Raw genomic sequence first — 18511 nt, 5'->3', positions numbered from 1 at the left:
CGGAGCGTGCGTTCGTTACGATCCATGGAGGAAACAAGTCCTTGGACAGGGAAATGACAGGGGAATGATGACACTGGTTGGCACAGCCGCAACGGTGGTCCTGCTGCGCGACGGCGAGCATGGGATTGAGGTCCTGCTGCTGGAGCGGCCGCGGCACACGGGGACGTTTGCCGGTGCCTGGGTTTTCCCCGGCGGACGGGTGGATCCGGAAGACTACGACGCCGCCGGGTCGGTGCCGCCGGACCTGGAGGCTGAGCCGCGGAACCCTGAAAAGGACCTGCCCGCAGCGAGGATCGCCGGGGTGCGGGAGACTGTTGAGGAAACCGGACTGGAGCTCGCACCGGAGTCACTTGTTGAACTCTCCTGCTGGGTTCCCCCGCTGCAGGCGCCGAAACGGCTGCGCACCTGGTTCTTCCTGGCACCGGCGCCGGCGGGGGAGATCAGGCTGAACCCCGGCGAGCTAATCGACTATGCCTGGCTGAGGCCGGGTGATGCCCTGCAGCTGCACCGCACGGGCAAAATGCTCCTGGTTGCTCCGACCTTTGTCACGCTGACGCTGCTGCAGCGGTTCCAGGATGCTGCTGCCGCACTGGAGCATGCTGCCGGTGCCGTTCCGGAGACCTTCAGCAGCCGCCTGCTGGACGGCTACGAACCCGACGCCGTTATTGCCTGGCACGGCGACGAAGAGTATCCGGGGGAGGGGACGGGGCAGTCCGGTGACCGGCACCGCCTGGTGATGCGGGGCAGCGACTGGCGCTACGAGCGGAATTAGGTGCCAGGCTGTGCCGCGGGCCGCTGCCGGGGCAGTTCCGGCAGCACCCTGTCCCGTCCGGCGAGGAAGGCCATGGCGCAGCTCAGCCCCATAATCCCGGCGCTCGCGGCCAGCGGGACCGTCCAGCCGCCGCTGAGGTCGTACAGGAAGCCGAAGAGCACAGGTCCGGCGGCTCCGATTGCATAGCCGACTGACTGGGCCATGCCGGACAGGGCTGCCGCCTGGACATGGTTGGTGGTCCGCAGGCTAAACAGGGACAGGGCCGTGACGATCATGCTGCCGCAGCCTGAGGCGCTGACAACCACCCACACCAGGGACAGCTCGGGAGCAGCCAGCAGCCCGAGGAAGCCGGCCATGGCCAGCAGGCTGCCCGCCATGCCCAGCAGGCGCTGGTCGGCAAACCGGCCCAGGACGGCGCCGGTCAGCAGGGATGACGCTGTGCCCACCACCAGGAAAGCGGAGACGTGCAGTCCGGACGTGGTCTCGGAAATTCCCTGGTCACGTTCAATGCTGGGCAGCCAGGTTGTCACGACGAAGAATCCAACGGACTGCAGGCCCATGAACAGGGTTACCTGCCAGCCAAGCAGAGTCCGCCAGGGGGAGCGGAACCGGACCGGCGCGGACGGCTCCTCTACTGCCGAACCGGCTGCATCGCCGTCGGCCTTCCCGCGTTTCAGGCCCGGGAGCAGGATCGCCATGGCGATCAGCGCCAGCCCGGCCCAAATGCCCAGCGCCAGGCGCCAGCCTGAACCGGGGACCAGGGAAACCGGGACGACGACGGCGGCGCCCAGGGCCGTGACCAGGCTCTGGGCGGCAATGTAGAGGCCTGTGAGCTGGCTGATCCTGCCCGGGAAATCGCGTTTGATCAGCGAGGGCAGCAGCACGTTGAGGAACGCAATCGCGATGCCGATCAGGACGGTTCCCGTCCAGAGTGCTGTGGGAACTGGTGTGGATCGGAAGACGGTGCCGGCCGCAAGCAAAGCCAGCGAGAGCCACAACGCCCGGTCCAGGCCGATCCTTATGGCAACGGCGGGAGCCAGCGGCGAGAACAGTGCGAACGCGATGAGGGGCAGTCCCGTGAGGAGGCCGGACTGGGCGCTGCTGAAGTCGAATTCGCGGCCGATGTCTGCGAGCAGCGGGCCCACGGAGACGAAGGCTACGCGGAGATTTACGCCAATCAGGAGGACGCCGGTGAGTGCCAGTCCCGCCCTGACAGGGGGCGTCCTTCGGGTCCTGCTGAAAACCGCCACGCTTCTCCCTTGCAGCTGCGGATGTGTCATGGAACACGTTAGCGCGAGGTGGGGGGACTCGGGCTAAGAGTACTTATATGACACGCTGCTGCGGTTGCGGCGAGAAGCGTGGCGGGGGCTGCTGTGACTAGGAGGCGGTGCCTTCGGCGGAGATCTTCTCGATTTCTTCCGTGGTCATGCCGGCCACGGCTGCGATGCTGCCGGTCTCCAGTCCTTCGCTGACGGCGCTCTGCACCAGCTCGGTGAGGACCTGCTCGGCACGGTCAACTGCCCACTGCTGTGCTTCCAGGTTGGAGGCGGCCATGGCCAGGGAGGACAGGGGCTCGTCGTCCGGGGCGGGGTTGGCGGGGACCTGCTGTGAATCTACGACCGTCATGAACTGCACCCTTCGATAGGTAGGCTAGCAACTAGCTAGCTTGACTATTTATAATGTAAGGTTCCTGGGATGTAAAGTTTGGAGACCTATCCTACCCGTCGCTCTCCAGGACCCGGGTCATTTCCTGCAGGAAGCGCGTGATAATCACGGCCTCCTCAGGAGTCAGTGATTCGGCGGTGTCCAGCATCTTGCGGTGCATTTTTCCGAGGGTTTCCCGTACCTCATGGTCAGCATTCTCGGTGGGGATGATCTCCAGGGCGCGCCGGTCCGTGGGGTGCGGCCGCCGGGTCAGGTAACCGCCCTTCTGCAGCCGGTCTATCAAGGCGGTCGTGGAGGCGGTGGAGATGCTCAGGACGCGGGACAGATCCTTGGGGCCAATGGATTTGCCGGCCTGGCGGGCCTGCATGACGTAGCGGATGGCCAGCAGGTCCGTCTCGTTCATCCGCATCGAGTCGCGGGTTCTGCGGCGCATGGCAGCTTCGGCTGCGCGGTAGGCGCGGAGCGCGTTCAGGACGTCTACACCGCCGGCGGTCTCAGCTGACTGGTTGTACCAGTAGCCCGCGCCTGTCGGGTTCGCGGTTTCAGGCATGCGCACAATTCTAGCCCAACGGAATACTAGTCAGTCTACTTATTCGAACTGGTCGATACTCAGTTCGGCAGCAGTCTTATGGCATAGGGTGGAAACCCCGGCAATTACCGCACCTTCCGGCCCGGCCGATGCAGGGCAGGATCGTGCACGTGCTGCAAAGGAGAATCCGCAATGGCCACACCCTTTGAAGAACCCGCAATTCCTTCCGGCAACGAAGAAGACACCCTGGAGCAACAGCTCCCCGCCGCGCCGGAACTGGAAGAGGACGAAAACGCCGGCGATCCGGTCCGCCCACACGGGGATCCACTCCTGCCCGGAGGTTCAGAGGCAGACCGGCTGGACCAGGAACGCGACGGCACGGCCCCCGACGGCGAGGACGACTACCCCCGGGACACCGGCGAGGAGTACCCGGAAGCCGGGGAATAACGCAGCCGGCTCCCGCCGCTCAGCCTGTCAGGATCCCCGCCAGGCCGTGAATCAGGCGGGGATGCCACCAGGCCCAGTCGTGTCCTCCGGTGATGGACTGGAAACCCGCATCAACCCCGCCGTTCACCAAGGCACGGCTGAGCGCTTGTGCCGGTTCATGGATGCTGGGCTCGTAGATCCCTGCCTGCAGCCTGACCAGGAGCTGGCCCGGGGCCGTCAGCAGCGGCTGCTCCAGGCTGTACCGCCACAGCGAGGGCGACTGCGCCAAGGCAGCAGCTGCCGTATGGGGGTATCGAGCCACCTGCCAGAGGGCAGCGAGCCCTCCGTAGCTGGCTCCGGAAATGATCGTTCGCAGCGGATCCGGTGAGAGGGGCAGGGAGCGCCGCAGCTCCGGGATGAGGTCACAGGCGGTGAAATCAACGGTGCCCGTCGGACCGGAGAGCTCCAGGCTGCGGGTCGGCACGTCCACGGAGTCCACCATGGCCACGTGCAGCGGCGGGATGATGCCGGCAGCAATCGCGGCGTCCAGGGTGCCCGCCAGGTTTTGGTACTTGGCCCACACCTGCCCGTCGTGCAGTACCAGGAGCGGGGTTGAACCGGAATTGGCTGCCTGCGGCCGGTAGAGCCACACATTCCGCAGCCGGCCGGCACGACGGTCACGGACCCGGCGCAGTTCAAGCCCCCGGACAAAGTTGCCCAGGACCCGCGGCGGTGCCGGTGCCCTGCTGCCCGCCCCGGTATCCTCCCGGCCAAGGCTGCGCAGGGCGGACGGCTCACCCATGATGCTGGTGCCGCGCGGGGCGGATGGAACCGGAGCGGCAAGCCAGGGGGAAGGCGGCACGGCAGGCAGCCGGACCACCGACGTCGCCGCCCCCGACATGCCCGTGGACTGCGCTTCGTTCCGGGGATCCGGCCCTCCTGCATCCGCGGCAAGGCGGACGCTGCGGCGGTCCGTGGCAGCGCGCCAGGGCGGGGTGCCGGGTCCGCTGTGTGCGGTGATCCGGTAGCTGGCTTCCCAGGAAGCCGGCATCCGCCAGCTCAGTGCCCAGAGACCGTCCGGCAGGGCTTCGAACTCACAGGCCCCGAGAGTGTCCGGGTGCACCATCGCATTGGCGGAGAGGACTACGGCGGACGCGGCCGGGTTCCGGTACAGGAACGTGACGGCACGGTAACCCGGGTCTGCCTCGGGGTCGTCTTCGATGAGCGGCGTTTCCCAGGCGTACCGATCTGCCAGCAGCTGCTGGCGTTCCGGCGCGGACAGGGTGTCCCAATGGGCACGGAAATGTCCGGCCAGGACACGGATGGGAACGGGCGGCTGCGGGACAGGCTCGCGCGGGGGAGGGAACGCCGGCGCGGTCGCCGGAGGCTCAGTGGGCATGGGCGTGGGCATGGCGCCGCTCTTCCTGGCCGGGGAGAACCGTATCCAGCTCCCCGTCCACCCGGTCGTGGTCCGTGGCACGTCCGTAGGCCACTTCGTCGATTCCGCGGTTCCAGTAGCCGATGATCAGCTGCTTCCGGCGCGGGAACCCCGCCTCCTTCAAATGGCGGCGGGCGAATCGTACGACGGCGGATTCCGCTGACACCCACACCGCCACCTGCCCGGCTGACAGCTCGGCGGCGGGCAGTGCCACCGCAGCCAGCGCATCGGCCAGCAGCGTGGTGGTCCCCGGAGCGGCCCCGTTCCGGTGCAGCCAGCGCACCTGGACCCCGTCCGGTGCAGGAAGGACCTGCTCTTCCTCCGGGCCCGCCACCTCAATGACTGCCAGTCCGCGCTGCTGCGGACCGAAGCGTTCCAGCGTCCCGGCGATGGCAGGAAGGGCGGTTTCATCACCGGCCAGCAGGACCCACTCCGCTTCGCCTACTACCGCGCCGCCTCCGGCGAGGGCCGCTATCTGGTCACCGCGGGCGGCGGATTCGGCCCAGGACGCGGCAACGGACGTTCCGCGGTGCCGGACGAAGTCCACGGCCATAGTGGAGGCATCCTCTGCCAGGCGGCTGACGGTGTAGGTGCGCACCCGTTCACGCTGCCCCGGCTTCCAGTCCCAGCCATGCTCGCCCCGATCCGGCAGGTCAAGCGGCCGGCCAGGGGCCGGGAAGTAGAGCTTGACGTTGGGAACATGGGGGCCGGCGTTGACGTAGCCGGCGATTCCGGGTCCGTCGAAGTGGACCCGCCGCATGCGCGGGGTGAGGTCTTCGATGTGTGTAACGGTGAGCAGGTGGCCGCTCATGCGGGAGCTCCTTCGGTGGTCAGCGTCAGCGGAACATCCGCTCTGCTTCGGGGTGTTTCAGGTCCGGAATGTCCGGGTTCCAGGGGCACCACCAACGGTCCTCCCGTAGCCGGATCCGGGATGACAAGGGCGTCAATCCCGTAAATCTCCTTCATAAGTTCCGGCGTCGCGATCTCCGCCGGAGGGCCCTGGGCTACGATCCGCCCGTCTTTCATGGCGATCACATGGTCCGCGAAGCGGAACGCCAGGCCCAGTTCATGCAGCACTGTCACCAGTGTGTAATTGCCGGTCCGGTGCAGGGTGCGGCACAGGCGAAGGACTTCAAGCTGGTGGGAAATGTCCAGGAACGTCGTGGGTTCATCCAGCAGCAGCACGGGAGTGTCCTGTGCCAGCACCAGGGCCAGCCACACCCGTTGGCGCTGCCCGCCCGAAAGCTCGCCCACCGTCCGGTCAGCGAGGTCCTGCACGCCCGTGGCTTCCAGCGCCGCGCTCACGGCTTCCTGGTCCGCGGCCGACCACTGGCGCAGCAGGGACTGGTGCGGGAAGCGTCCCCTCGCCACCAGGTCCGCCACAGTGATGCCGTCCGGAGCGGTGGAACTTTGCGGCAGGAGCGCAAGCCGCCGGGCCACGTCCCGGGTTGGATAGGACTCGATGTCCTTTCCCTGCAGGAAAACGTGCCCTGCCTGAGGTTTCAGCAGGCGCGAGAGCGCGCGCAGGAGCGTTGACTTGCCGCAGGCGTTCGGGCCAATGATGGCAGTGAAGGATCCTGGCGGAATCCTCACATCCAGGTGTTCGGAGACGGTTCGGCCGTCATAGCCGATGGTCAGGCCGCGCCCGGAGAGGACGTCTTCCATGGGGTTCTCCTTGGTGTTCATGGGTTAGACCTGCTTGCTTCGGGTCAGGAGCCAGAGCAAATACACGCCGCCCACCAGTCCGGTCATCAGCCCGATCGGCACGGCTGCCTGGATGGGCAGCCGCTGCGAGAGAAGGTCCGACCCGGCAACCAGCACCGCGCCCATCAGCGCACCGGTGCCGAGGTGGACGCCGGGTGAACGGGTCAGCCGCGAGGCAAGCTGCGGTGCGGCGAGTGCCACGAAGACAATCGGACCCGCAGCCGCGGTTGCCACCGCCGTCAGTCCCACTGCCGCGGCCATCGCCAGGATCCGCGTGCGTTCGGTGCGGATTCCCAGTGAGCGGGCGGCGTCGTCGCCCATTTCCATCTGGTTCAGGTTCCGGGACAGCGCCAGCAGTGCAGGCAGCAGGATCACGACGGCGGCCAGGACCGGCACGGCGTGCCCCCACGTGCGTGCGGCCAGGGAACCGGAAAGCCACAGGTGCGCCTGGGCCGCGAGATCCGAGTCGCCCTTGGCCAGCAGGATGGTGTTAACGGCCGTCAGCATGGCACCGACGCCGATGCCGACCAGGACCAGCCTGTATCCGCCGGTAATTCCGCCGTTGAGCGAGAGCAGGTAGACGATTCCGGCCGCGAGCAGGCCGCCGGCAACCGCTGCCAGCGCAGTGGCCCCCGGACCGGCGTCGAACAGCACGATTTGGGCCACGGCCCCGGTCGCGGCGCCGGTGGTGAACCCGATGATGTCCGGCGACCCCAGAGCGTTGCGGGAAATCGACTGGAACGTGGCCCCGGCGGCGCCCAGGCAGGCGCCGACCCCCAGGGCCGTGAGCGTGCGCGGCAGTCTGATCTTCTGGACAACTTTGACGCTGCGGTTCTCGCCTTGGCCGAAAACCGCACCCAGGACGTCGCCAAAGGCCAGCGCGATGGTGCCGGTCTGCATGCCGGCAAGGCCAAGCACGACGGCGGCGGCGGCCAGGACCACGCCGGTCACGAGCGTCCGGCGCCGGCAGCGCAGGAGGACCGGGCCGAGGGACAGGGTGCGGGTGCGCGGGGGAGAGCTTTTGGAGATGGTCACAGTTTTGCCAGCTTTCGCCGCCGGGCCAGGGCAATAAAGAAGGGCGCACCTACCAGCGCGCTCATGACACCGGCGCCGATTTCCGCCGGAGCGGCCACCAGGCGTCCGGCTACGTCGGCGAACAGCAGCAGCAGCGCCCCGAAGAGCATGGACAGCGGGAGCAGCCGCCGGTGGCTGGGGCCGGTGACGAGCCGCGCCACATGGGGTGCCGCCAGTCCGAGGAAGGCGATAGGGCCGGCAGCAGCAGTGGCAGCGCCTGCCAGCACGAGGATGGCAACGGCACCGAGGACCCAGATGCTGCGGGTCCGCACGCCCAGGGTCCTGCCGAGATCAGCGCCGAGGGCCAGCGAATCCAGGCTTTGGGAGAGCGGCAGTGCTGCCAGTACGGCGATCAGGCAGGCCCCGAAGACCCAGGGGAGCACGTCGTAACCGCGGCCTTGGAGGGATCCGGAGGCCCAGGCGGCATAGGCGGTGATCGTCTCGTCGGGTCCGCCGAGAAGGATGATCTTGGTTCCGGCGCCGAGCATGACGGAGAGCCCGGCGCCGGCCAGGACCAGCCGAACCGGGTTGGTGCCGGCGTCATGGGCCCGGCCCAGCAGGTACACCAGCACCGAGGTGGCTGCCGCTCCGGCAAAGCCCAGCCACATGTACTGGTAGGGGGAACGCATGTTAAGGAAGCCCAGGCCTATGGCCACGGCGAATGCGGCGCCCGCGTTCACACCGAGCAGCCCGGGCTCGGACAGGGGATTGCGGGTGAGCGCCTGCATCAGCGCTCCCGCCAGGCCAAGGGCGGCACCAACGGTGATGGCCAGGAAGGTGCGCGGCAGCCGAAGTTCACGGACCAGCAGGTGCGAGTCCCGCGAAGGATCGAAGGCGGTCAGGGCTGCCCAGGTATCGGCCAGGGCGATGGTGCGTGACCCCGAGGCGAAACTGGCAAACGCCAGCAGCACCAGCAGGGCCAGGCCGAGGGCCCAGGTGGTTGCCTGCCGGTGCTGCCTGAGCGGTGTTTTGAACACTGAACGTGCCAGCCGGGGTGTTGTTACTTCGCCGGGAAGGTGGCCGTGAACCACTCCACGATGTCGCTGGCGCTGAAGTAGTCGAGACGGAAGGACTCCGGGCCCATGGAATAGACCTTGCCGGCCTGGACCGACGGCAGGTTGGCGAGGGTCGGGTCGGCAGTGAACGCTTCGACGGTCTTCTCGGTGGAGCTGATCAGGAAGGTGTAGTCACCTGTCACCGATGCAGAAAGGCCTTCGTAGGACGTGAAGGTGAAGTCTTCGCGCTTCTGCGTGGAGGTGTCGTACTGCTCGTCCGGTTCCGCGACGGTGAAGCCCAGGGCGGTGAGCAGCTGGGAGTGCGGGCCGGTGCCCTTGCCCACCGGGGAAACATCGCCGGCGTTGTAGCTGACAATCGACGCCGTCGTGCCTTCTGCGATGTCCAGTTTCCTGGCCGCCTCGGCGAGGGAACTGTCGAACTCTTCAACCACGGAGACAGCCTTGTCCTCCAGGCCAGTGGCCTCGCCCAGCTCCACGGCAAGGTCCTGCCACGTCTGGTCGCCGTAGTTGACCACGATGGTTGGGGCAATATCGCTCAGTGCGTCGTACTGATCCAGCACGGAGTCAGCTCCGGAGGTGGAGACGACAATCAGGTCCGGGTCCTCGGCGATGACGGCTTCGAGGTCCAGCTCTCCGATGGTGTAGAGGGGTTCGACGCCGCGTTCTACGGCGACGTCGGCCCACTGCGAGAAGAAGCCGTTTTCGTCGGCGGTGCCGCTGCGGGCCGTGCTCACGGACGTAGCCGTGACGGGGGCGTCGATAGCCAGCAGGGTGCCGGTGACGGACAGCGAGGTGGAGACGATCGTTTCCGGCATGGCGTCAATGACCGTTTCGCCGGCTTCGTGCGTGATGGTGCGCGGCCACTCGGTTGAGGGTGAGCTGCTTGCGGCCGGATCGGCGTCGGCAGCCTCGCTGCTGCAGGCGCCGAGGGTGAGGGCCAGAACAGCCGTGGCTGAGAGTGCCAGGGCCTTTTTGGGCAGGGGGAAGCGCAAGAGGTACTCCTAGGGTGCTCGCCGCCGCGGCAATAAACGTGCGGCGCTTGACGGTGAAGTATGCGGACTCAATTCCGCAGCAGGGTTAGCCTAACCTAACTTGGACCGAATTACGCAACGTTACTGTTCGCTAATACTCTGACGTGGGTCCGTGCCCCTCGAACGCGCCAATTTGGGTCGGCTCAGTGAACCTCAATCTAAGAACCTCTGGTGTTGAAGGCCGTGCGGACCTAGGGTAATTCGCATGCGAAATATTGAGGCGCCCCGAACTGAGGCGCGGCAGGTCAGCATCGGTGTGCGGACCGCGGGAACCATCTTCGGTACGCTGCGTCTTCCCCTGGAGGGTGAGCCGCTTGCCGCCGTCGCAATCCATCCGGCCACTGCGGTTCCGCAACGGCTGTACAGCGGCTTCGCGGAGTATCTGGCAACCCGTGGGTTCGCCGTGCTCTCCTACGACTACCGCGGCACCGGCGCATCCGGCAGCGCCCGGGAGAACCGCCGGCTGCGGATGCGTGACTGGATGGACGTGGACGTTCCGGCCGCCGCAGCCTGGCTGCGTGAACGCTACCCGGAGCTGCCACAGGTCGCCGTGGGACACAGCCTTGGCGGGCATGCGCTCGCGCTGAACAATGGCGGGGAAGGCCTGCACGGTTTTATGACGGTGGCCTCGCACGCCGGTGTCACCCGCTCCATACCCGACCGTGCCGAGCGCGCCCGGGTGGAACTCATCCTGCGCGTCCTGGGGCCCGGAGCGGCACGCGTCCTGGGCTATGTTCCCGGACGCAGGATGGGCCTCGGCGAGGACATGCCTGCTGCTGCCATGCTGGAATGGAGCAAATGGTCCCGCACGCCCGGGTACTTCTTTGACGACCCCACCATGCATGCCCGGGAGCGGACAGCGCGGGTGCGGACCAGGGTGCTGTGCGTTGGGCTCGACGACGATCCCTGGGCTACGCCGGAACAGATCGGCGTGATTGCCCGCCAGCTGGTCAACGCGCAGGTTCAGACCCGAACCTACGCGCCGGAGGACGCCGGTGTGCCGGCAATAGGGCATATGGGATATTTCCGCCGCGGTCCCGGCGTGGTGCTGTGGCCCGACGCCGCTGCCTGGCTCGCCGCGCGTGCGGGAATAAGCGGGTCATGAACGGCGGTAAGCCTCCTCGGCTGGTCTTCCTGACCCTGGAAGCCGAACGGCGGCTGGCGAGGTGGATCAGCCGGCGCGGGCGCCCGCACGGCATCAGCGCACCGGCTGCCGGAGTGCTGTTCCACGTCGCGGCCGCGCCAGGGACCACCACGGGCGAGGTTGCCTCAGCGCTGCACGGCTCGGCGGCAGGTACTTCCGGGCTGCTGTCGAGGATGGAACAGTCCGGGCTGATCACCCGCAGTCCTGACCCCGCGGACCGGCGGACCATCCGGGTGGAGCTCGCTCCAGCCGGGGAAGATGCGATGGCTGACATCCGAGAAGCGATCACCGACCTCAACGCCCTGATCACCGACGGCTTCAGCGCGGAGGAACTCGAGACCGTGGCACGCTGGCTGCGGCATGTTTCCCGTTCCGTGGGATAGCAGCGCCGCGCTAGGGCTGGTCCACCGCAGCCGGCAGAGTGAGGACGCCGTCCCGCATCCTCACCACTACGTCCGCAAGCGGGAGGAACTCGACGTCGTGCGTCACCAGGATGGTGGCGACATTGAACTCCTCCGTGACGTCCCTGAGCAGTTTCATGATGGAGGCGGACCGTTCATGGTCCAGTGCGGCGGTGGGCTCATCCACCAGGAGCAGTGACGGATTCCCCATCAGCGCCCGCGCAATGTTCACGCGCTGCCGCTGGCCGCCGGAGAGCTGGTGGGGCCGCTGGTTCACCTGTCCGCCCAGCCCGACGAGGTTGAGCAGTTCCCCGGCGCGCTCCGCGGCCGGACCGGTGCCTTCCCCGCGCAGATGGGCAACGGCCACGAGCTGCTCCACGGCGGTGAGTGCCGGCAGCAGGTTGGGCTGCTGGAAGACGATGCCGATCTCCTCCCGCCGAAGACGGGCGCGCTCAGCGTCATCCAGCCCGCCGACGTCGGCCCCGTTGACCAGCACTGTTCCGGAGGTCGGCGGGATCAAGGTTGCCGCGACGGCGAGCAGGCTGGACTTGCCGGAGCCTGAGGGCCCCGCCAGCCCGGTGACGGTTCCGCGGACGGCGGACAGGCCCACGTTATCCAGGGCCCGGACGGTGTTGTTCTGCCCGTCGGGATACTCCAGGGTGACGTTCTCCAGGATCAGGGCAGTGGTGGTGCTGTTCATGGGATGTTCCGTTCTCTAGCTGGTGTGGTCTGCATGGTGGAGATTTCAGTTCCCGCCCAGGGCAAGGAGGGGGTCCACCTTCGTGACGCGGCGGACGGCGAGCGCTGCGCCCGCGAGCCCCAGAACGAAGACACCGGCAACCGGGAGCACCGTCGTGGCGGCTGTGGCAGCGAAGGGTGCGGCCGTGGCGGCTACGGCACCGGCGGCAACACCGAGCAGCCCGCCGGCAGCAGTTCCTGCGGCCAGGATGACTGCGGCCTGGGCGAGGGAATCGCGCAGTACGTAGGAACGGGTTCCGCCGAGTGCCCGCAGCACTGCGATGTCCCGGGTGCGCTGGAGCGTCCACACCGTCAGGAAGGCTACGATCACCAGGGCTGAAATGCCGTACAGGAACGCCTGCATCATCAGCAGGGACCCGTTCTCGGATGAATAGGCCGGGAGCGCGGAGAGGCTGGCGGAACGTTCCATGCTGGTGGTTCCGGCTTCGGTGTTGGCGGCGTCCAGCGCACCACTGTCCCGCTGGCCGCCGTCGTAGTCCACGGCCAGGACAGTGCCTGCGACGTCCGGTTCGGTGTGGGCGGCGGTCTTCCAGTCGGGAAGCGATATCCAGGTGACCGGAGTGTGGCTGTACCACTGGTCTTCAACGACAGCCGCGACAATCAGCTGCTGGCCGTTGACGGACGCTTCCGAGCCGGGCTCCAGTCCAAGGTCATCGGCAAATTGCTGGCTGACCACTGCCTTTCCCGGTGCCACCCCGTCAGGGGCAATGCTGCTGCCGGGATTTACGCCGAAGATCGCCGCGGATGCCGTGCCGCCGGCCTGGATCCTGCCCTGGGAGATGCCCAGCGGCTCGGCGCTGCTAATTCCCGGCGCGTCCTGCCACGCCTGCTGCTGTTCCGGGCTGACCGAGGACTCGGTAAACGACGCCTTGGGTTCGGTACCGGGGGGCGCCCCGAAGACCACTTCGTCCGCTCGCAGGGACTTGATGCTGGAAGTGGACTGGTCGGCAAGGCCGGCCGTGAGGCCGGAGAGCATCACGAGCAAAAAACTGATGAGGGCAACGACCGTTCCCATCAGGGCGAAACGGCCTTTCGCGAAGCGCATTTCTCGCAGGGCCAGGTACATGTGGGGTTCCTTTGGTCTTGTAGTCTGCAGGGCCCGGACTTTCCGGGATTTCCCTTGCTTCCACTCTTCCGCCGGGAAGGAAACCCGGCATCGGTGGACCGTACGGTCCGTACGCATCAAAAGGTGCACCGGACGGTCAACCATTCGGTTGATGCGGCACGGTGCGGCCGTGGCTAGGCTGGCGGTATGTCCGCTGAGTTGGACCGGCCACGGGCCGGCGAGCGGGTCCTGCGTGTGCTGCGCCTGGCCCTGCACGTCGGTTTTGCTCTCCTGCTCGCCGTCGCCGTTGGCCGGATGCTGCTTATGGGCCCGCTGTCCTGGGTGTCCTTCTTGGCGCTGCTGCTGTCCGCGGTGCTGGCGGCGGTCTATGTGATCGGTACGGTGGCCGAAAAACGGGCGTCCGACGGCGGCCGGGGACGCCGTGCCCTGCGCTTTGACCCGGAGCGGCACGGCCTGGCCTGGCTGGGTGCAGTCACAGGTCTCTGGGCTGTGCTGCTGGTGCTGAGCCCGGACTTTTCCTGGCTGGCCTTTCCGCTGTTCTTCCTCCAGCTGCATCTGCTGCCCCTGCGGCCGGCGCTCCTCGGCGTCACGGCAACTACCGCCGCCGTTGTAGCGGCGCAGTGGGCGCACGCCGGGGAGTTCCACGCCGCGATGCTGTTAGGCCCGCTGATCGGGGCCGGGTTCGCCGTGATCATGGCGCTCGCCTACCAGGCGCTGTACGCCGAGGTGACCAACCAGCGAGAAGCCCTGGACGAACTGCACCGCACCCGCGCAGAACTGGCACGCAGCCAGCGGGAACAGGGGGTGCTGGAAGAGCGCGGACGGCTGGCCCGCGAAATCCACGACACCCTGGCCCAAGGACTGGCCAGCATCGTATTAATGAGCAGGTCGGCCCGTGCTTCCCTCGATGCCGGGAACCTCGAAACCGTGCGGGAGCGGCTGGGAACGGTCGAGGAAACCGCGGCGGAGAACCTGGCCGAGGCCCGGCAGTTTGTTCGGAACCTGCGTGGATCCGAGAACGGCGGCGGGTCACTCGTGGACCGGTTGGAGCGTGCCTGCCGGTCTGTCCAGGAACGGGCTGCCGCCCAGGGCCAGGAGCTGGCCTGCAGTTTCCGGTTGGAGGGCGTCCCGGCAGCGTTGCCGGCGCCCTATGAAGTTGCCGTGCTGCGGGCAGTGCAGGCTATGCTCGCGAACGTCCTGCAGCACGCCTCCGCTTCCCGGGCCGTGGTGACGCTGGCCTTCGTCGGCAGGGACGTGACGCTGGACATTTTCGACGACGGCCGAGGGTTTGACCCGGCCGTCGAGCGTGCCCGTTCGGGGCCGCGCCACGACGACAGCGGCTACGGACTTATTTCCATTGCAGACCGCGTTGAAGCGCTGGGAGGCAGGATGGACCTTGAGTCAGTGCCGGGAGAAGGAACCGCCGTGGGCATCCGCCTTCCCCTGCCTGACGCGCGGCAGGCCCCGGCCGCGGCGGATCTGCCCGCCTCCGTTCCGGGACAGGTTCCCGACGCAGGAGGGCAGGGCCGTGGCTGAACTGCGTGTGCTCTTGGTGGATGACCACCCGGTGGTGCGGGCCGGGTTGCGGGCGATGCTGTCCGGCTTCGAGGAGGTTTCCGTAGGCGAAGAGGCAGCGGACGGGGATGAAGCGCTGAAGATCCTTGGACGCGAGGCAGCCGTGGGCGAGAGGATTGACCTGGTGCTCATGGACCTTCAGATGGCTCCGGGCATGGATGGCGTGACAGCCACCCGGCGCATCAAGGAACAGTACCCGGACCTGCCTGTGCTGGTGCTGACCACCTACGACACCGACGCGGACATCCTGGCGGCCGTCGAGGCCGGCGCCAGCGGCTACATGCTCAAGGATGCCCCGCCGGAGGCGATCCGGGACGCCGTCCGGTCGGCTGCGGCCGGACAGACCGCGCTCGCTCCGGAAGTCGCCGCCAGGCTGATGGGCCGCGTGCGCAATCCGGAGCCTTCCCTGAGCGCGCGTGAAATCGAGCTGGTTGAGCTCCTGGCCACCGGGATGTCCAACCGGGCCATGTCCCGCCGGCTGTTCATCAGCGAGGCCACCGTGAAGACCCATCTGGTCCACATTTACGAGAAGCTCGGCGTGGACAACCGCACCGCGGCCATCGCGGTGGCGCGTGAACGGAGAATTATCCGCGGCTAGTGGTCCCGTTTCACCGAATCCTCTGGCGGCACCTCCGGCCCGCCGTTAGCCTTGCCGGCCAGGGGTGGTTCAGTGTCCCGCTTCACATCCGGGAAACACCGCCAACGACTCGCATTCGAGGGGAAACATGAGCGCTCAGCAGTCTCCTGTCCACCGCCCAGACACAACCCGGCGTACCCGGCGCCTGAGAATCCGGGGGCTGGCAGCATTCCTGCTGTCGCTGCTGCTTCTTTTACCCTTTGCCGGGTCCGTCAACGCATTGCCGGAAGAACAAGTGCGGAATGAGCCGGTAGTGGTTAGCGACCAGACTGAAATCATCTATACATCCAACGGCCCGGGCCAGAGAGTCAACGGTGCGCTTCCGCCTGCGGGCACCACCTGGCCGGTGGACAGGTATCCCACCTCCACCCCGGCGGGATACGAGACAGAGAACGTGTGGTTTGCCGGACTCCTGAACACCCAGGATGCCGAGGGCAACACTGCCCAGATGTACTGCATCGATATCCGTACCCCCACCCGCCAGGGCCTGGGATATGTAAACGGGGAGTGGAGCGAGGCGAACGTGCCCAACATCGGGTACGTAGCACGCATCCTGAACACCTACTACCCGTCGACGAACCTTCCGGCCGGACTCACCGACAACCAGCGGGCAGCGGCGGTGCAGGCGGCCATCTGGTTCTTCACCGACGGCTACGTGGTCAACCCGCGAGATTCCCAGTACTCGACCGTGTCATCGATCGTGAACGCCACCATCGCTGCAGGACCGCTGACCGAGCCCCCGGCACCGGATATCTCCATCACCCCGCCCACAGCGGAAGCTTCCGTTAACGGAGTGGCCGGTCCCTACACAGTGGAGGCAGAGGCGGGAGCCGAGATCACCGTTACAGTGGACGACGGCTTCACGCTGTACGCCGACGCCGCCGGAACGGTTCCGCTCACCAACCCGGTCCCATCCGGGACACAGGTCTGGGTGCGAAGTAACGCCGGGGATACCGGGCCGGCCACGGTCCTGGCGCAGGCAGCCGTGACGGTGCCCACCGGCCGGGTCTATCTCTACGACGGCGCCACGCCGGAAACCACGGCGGCCCAGAAACTAATCCTTGCAGCTACCCGCACGCTAACGTCCAACGCCACCGCAACGGCAACGTTCTTTGAAGTCGGTTCCCTGACCGTCACCAAGACGATCGCCGGTGAAGCCGCCGGCAGCCAGGGCGCCGTCTCGATCGCCGTCGACTGCGGGCCGGGATACCAGTTCACGCTCGACGTGCCTGCCGGCACCACGGACCCCGTTAGCGAGACCTTCAACGAGATTCCAGCCGGGGCGGTCTGCACCATTACCGAAACAGCCGACGGCGCCACGGATACCGTCACGGTGCAAACGGTGGTTCCGGATCCCGTCACCATCACAGCCAACACCACGGCGACGGCCAACGTGACCGATACCTACACGTTCGTTCCGGGCACCCTGGTGGTCCGCAAGGCGATTGCGGGTGAGGCAGCCGGTGCCCAGGACCAGATCGTGATCTCCGTAGTCTGCACGTCCGGCGGTACCACCGTCCTGAACGAGACCATCACCATCCCGGCCAACGCCACTGAGGTTGAACCGGCCGAGTACGGCGGGCTGCCCGCCGGTTCCAGCTGTGAGGTCACGGAACCGACCACCGGAGAGACGACCGCCATCGCCGTTGAAACCACGGGGCTGGGAACGGTCACCGTACAGGCAGCCGGAACCACTGAGGCTGCCGTCACGAACACCTACTCGTTCAATCCCGGCGTCCTGGCTGTCCGCAAGATCATTGACGGTCCGGCGGCCGGCCAGCAGGGTGCAGTCACGCTCAACGTCGTCTGCACCGGAGGCTCAACACTGAACGAGACGATCAACATTCCGGCCGGTGCCACCGAGACCGACCCGGTTGAATACACCGGACTGGCGCCAGGAACCGTCTGCACCGTCACGGAAATCGTGAACGGATCCAGCACCCAGATCGGCGTAGTGACGGTCTCGGATCCAACAACCGGGACGGTCACCATTCCTGCGGGTGACGGCGTCGAGGTCACGGTGACAAACACCTACACGGTCAACCCCGGATCGCTGACTGTCACCAAGACGATCGCGGGCGCGGCGGCGGGTGAACAGGGCGATGTTGTCCTCGACATCCTTTGCCGGCTCGACGACGTCACCACCCTCAGCACGTCCGTCACGATTCCGGCCGGAACCACGGCACCGGAACCGCAGACGTTCACGGATATTCCGGCGGGCAGCGAGTGCCAGGTGACTGAATCCGCAACCGGGGAGACAGAGCAGGTCGAAGTAGTGGTCGACCTGCCCGACGCCGTGACCATCCCTGCCGGAGAAGAGGCGACTGCCGCGGTAACCAATACCTACACCGAGAAGCCCGGTGTCATCCGGGTCATCAAGGCGTTCGCGGGTCCCGCTGCCGGCAGCCAGGAAGCAGTGGAGGTGGAGGTCACCTGCACCCTGGACGGAACCACCGTTCTGCAGGAAACGTTCCAGGCGCCGCCGCAGGCGACCGAGGACACGGTGGCCGTGTACATCGGCATTCCGGCCGGCGCATCGTGTGAGGTGACGGAACTGGAAGACGGCAGCACGCCGGCCATTCTGGTGACGACCGACCTCCCGGACCCGTTCACCGTTCCGGCTGGTGGGGAAGCCGGCGGCACGGTCACCAACACCTACACCTTCGCTCCCGGATCCATCTCAGTCGCCAAGGTCATCGACGGCGAAGCCGCCGGAAACCAGGGCGAAATTGTCCTGCAGACCATCTGCACCTTGGACGGTGAAACGGTCCTGGACGAGACATTCACCATCCCGGCGAACTCGACCGGCACGGAATCTACCCAGTATGAGGATCTGACGGTCGGCACCGAATGCACCGTGACTGAGACTCAGGACGGCTCAACCGAAACCGTTGGGGTAGCCACCGTGCTGCCGGATCCAGTCACTATCGCGGCCGGTGCCGGAGTTGAAGCGACGGTGACGAACACCTACACGTTCAACCCGGGTTCGCTCTCTGTTGCCAAGGTGATCGGGGGAGAGGCAGCGGGCGCGCAGGATGACATTGTCCTGGGCATCACCTGCACGCTGAACGGTGAGACGGTGCTGGACGAAACCGTCACCATTCCCGCAGGAACCACCGGAACCGAAACCCAGGAGTTCGAAGACCTGGCGGTGGGCACCGAATGCACCGTTACGGAACCCGGCACAGGCGCAACCGAGACGGTGGGTGTCACCACCGTTCTCCCTGATCCGGTGACCATTGCGGCTGCCACGGTCAGCGAGGCCATCGTGACG

General features: G+C 66.9%; 18 protein-coding genes. 7 read left to right on the top strand and 11 right to left on the bottom strand.

Annotated features, from left to right (window positions below; genetic code table 11):
• Nucleotides 1-64 precede the first annotated feature (64 nt).
• A complete protein-coding gene (locus AO716_RS00310) occupies nt 65-772 on the top strand; it encodes an NUDIX hydrolase (RefSeq protein WP_055238967.1) in 708 nt (235 codons plus the stop codon).
• On the opposite strand, the gene AO716_RS00305 is transcribed toward AO716_RS00310, so the two are convergent.
• The 3 genes from AO716_RS00305 to AO716_RS00295 form a co-directional block, all read right to left on the bottom strand.
• Entirely contained in the window at nt 769-2022 is a 1254-nt protein-coding gene (locus AO716_RS00305) for an MFS transporter (RefSeq protein ID WP_235471965.1), read from the bottom strand. The genes AO716_RS00310 and AO716_RS00305 overlap by 4 nt on opposite strands.
• Nucleotides 2023-2149: 127 nt before the next feature.
• On the bottom strand, nt 2150-2398 hold the full coding sequence (locus AO716_RS00300) for a hypothetical protein (protein ID WP_055238966.1): 249 nt from the start codon (nt 2396-2398) through the stop codon (nt 2150-2152).
• Between the two features lie 91 nt (nt 2399-2489).
• Complete coding sequence (locus AO716_RS00295) at nt 2490-2987, bottom strand: MarR family winged helix-turn-helix transcriptional regulator (RefSeq protein WP_055238965.1); 498 nt, start codon at nt 2985-2987, stop codon at nt 2490-2492.
• A gap of 171 nt (nt 2988-3158) precedes the next feature.
• Between AO716_RS00295 and AO716_RS00290 the strand changes: the two genes are divergently transcribed.
• Nucleotides 3159-3413 carry a hypothetical protein gene (locus AO716_RS00290; RefSeq protein WP_055238964.1) on the top strand — a complete coding sequence of 85 codons (255 nt, stop codon included), beginning with the start codon at nt 3159-3161 and terminating at the stop codon, nt 3411-3413.
• A 19-nt stretch (nt 3414-3432) separates the two neighbouring features.
• Here the strand turns inward: AO716_RS00290 and AO716_RS00285 are convergent, their stop codons facing one another.
• The 6 genes from AO716_RS00285 to fepB are packed head-to-tail and all read right to left on the bottom strand — an operon-like array spanning nt 3433 to nt 9616.
• Entirely contained in the window at nt 3433-4803 is a 1371-nt protein-coding gene (locus AO716_RS00285; RefSeq protein ID WP_055238963.1) for an enterochelin esterase domain-containing protein, read from the bottom strand.
• Nucleotides 4781-5641 carry a siderophore-interacting protein gene (locus AO716_RS00280; protein ID WP_082413210.1) on the bottom strand — a complete coding sequence of 287 codons (861 nt, stop codon included), beginning with the start codon at nt 5639-5641 and terminating at the stop codon, nt 4781-4783. Before AO716_RS00280 ends, AO716_RS00285 begins: the two co-directional genes overlap by 23 nt.
• Complete coding sequence (locus tag AO716_RS00275; RefSeq protein ID WP_082413209.1) at nt 5638-6516, bottom strand: ABC transporter ATP-binding protein; 879 nt, start codon at nt 6514-6516, stop codon at nt 5638-5640. Before AO716_RS00275 ends, AO716_RS00280 begins: the two co-directional genes overlap by 4 nt.
• Nucleotides 6517-6519: 3 nt before the next feature.
• Nucleotides 6520-7569, bottom strand: a complete 1050-nt coding sequence (locus AO716_RS00270) for a FecCD family ABC transporter permease (RefSeq protein WP_200907570.1) — start codon at nt 7567-7569, stop codon at nt 6520-6522.
• On the bottom strand, nt 7566-8585 hold the full coding sequence (locus AO716_RS00265) for a FecCD family ABC transporter permease (protein WP_055238962.1): 1020 nt from the start codon (nt 8583-8585) through the stop codon (nt 7566-7568). Before AO716_RS00265 ends, AO716_RS00270 begins: the two co-directional genes overlap by 4 nt.
• A 23-nt stretch (nt 8586-8608) precedes the next feature.
• Complete coding sequence (gene fepB, locus AO716_RS00260; RefSeq protein ID WP_055238961.1) at nt 8609-9616, bottom strand: Fe2+-enterobactin ABC transporter substrate-binding protein; 1008 nt, start codon at nt 9614-9616, stop codon at nt 8609-8611.
• Between the two features lie 244 nt (nt 9617-9860).
• Here fepB and AO716_RS00255 point away from each other — a divergent pair, with 244 nt between their 5' ends.
• Entirely contained in the window at nt 9861-10760 is a 900-nt protein-coding gene (locus tag AO716_RS00255; RefSeq protein WP_055238960.1) for an alpha/beta fold hydrolase, read from the top strand.
• Nucleotides 10757-11182: a MarR family winged helix-turn-helix transcriptional regulator gene (locus tag AO716_RS00250; RefSeq protein ID WP_055238959.1), complete on the top strand. Its 426-nt coding sequence runs from the start codon at nt 10757-10759 to the stop codon at nt 11180-11182. Before AO716_RS00255 ends, AO716_RS00250 begins: the two co-directional genes overlap by 4 nt.
• A gap of 10 nt (nt 11183-11192) precedes the next feature.
• On the opposite strand, the gene AO716_RS00245 is transcribed toward AO716_RS00250, so the two are convergent.
• Together AO716_RS00245 and AO716_RS00240 are read right to left on the bottom strand one after the other, a co-directional pair.
• Nucleotides 11193-11900, bottom strand: coding sequence for an ABC transporter ATP-binding protein (locus tag AO716_RS00245; protein ID WP_055238958.1), 708 nt, complete (start codon nt 11898-11900; stop codon nt 11193-11195).
• Between the two features lie 45 nt (nt 11901-11945).
• Complete coding sequence (locus AO716_RS00240; RefSeq protein ID WP_055238957.1) at nt 11946-13025, bottom strand: ABC transporter permease; 1080 nt, start codon at nt 13023-13025, stop codon at nt 11946-11948.
• A gap of 186 nt (nt 13026-13211) precedes the next feature.
• On the opposite strand from AO716_RS00240, the gene AO716_RS00235 reads away from it, so the two are divergent.
• From AO716_RS00235 to AO716_RS00225, 3 genes are all read left to right on the top strand, one after another.
• Nucleotides 13212-14561 carry a sensor histidine kinase gene (locus AO716_RS00235; RefSeq protein WP_055238956.1) on the top strand — a complete coding sequence of 450 codons (1350 nt, stop codon included), beginning with the start codon at nt 13212-13214 and terminating at the stop codon, nt 14559-14561.
• Nucleotides 14554-15198 carry a response regulator gene (locus AO716_RS00230; RefSeq protein WP_055238955.1) on the top strand — a complete coding sequence of 215 codons (645 nt, stop codon included), beginning with the start codon at nt 14554-14556 and terminating at the stop codon, nt 15196-15198. Before AO716_RS00235 ends, AO716_RS00230 begins: the two co-directional genes overlap by 8 nt.
• Before the next feature lie 127 nt (nt 15199-15325).
• Nucleotides 15326-18511: thioester domain-containing protein (locus tag AO716_RS00225; protein WP_200907569.1), on the top strand; the 3186-nt coding region annotated here is incomplete at its 3' end.

The sequence above is a fragment of the Arthrobacter sp. Edens01 genome (genome assembly GCF_001307035.1).
GTDB lineage: Bacteria > Actinomycetota > Actinomycetes > Actinomycetales > Micrococcaceae > Arthrobacter_B.
Note: the sequence above shows the minus strand (reverse complement) of the source record. Positions and strands in the feature narration are given on the sequence as shown.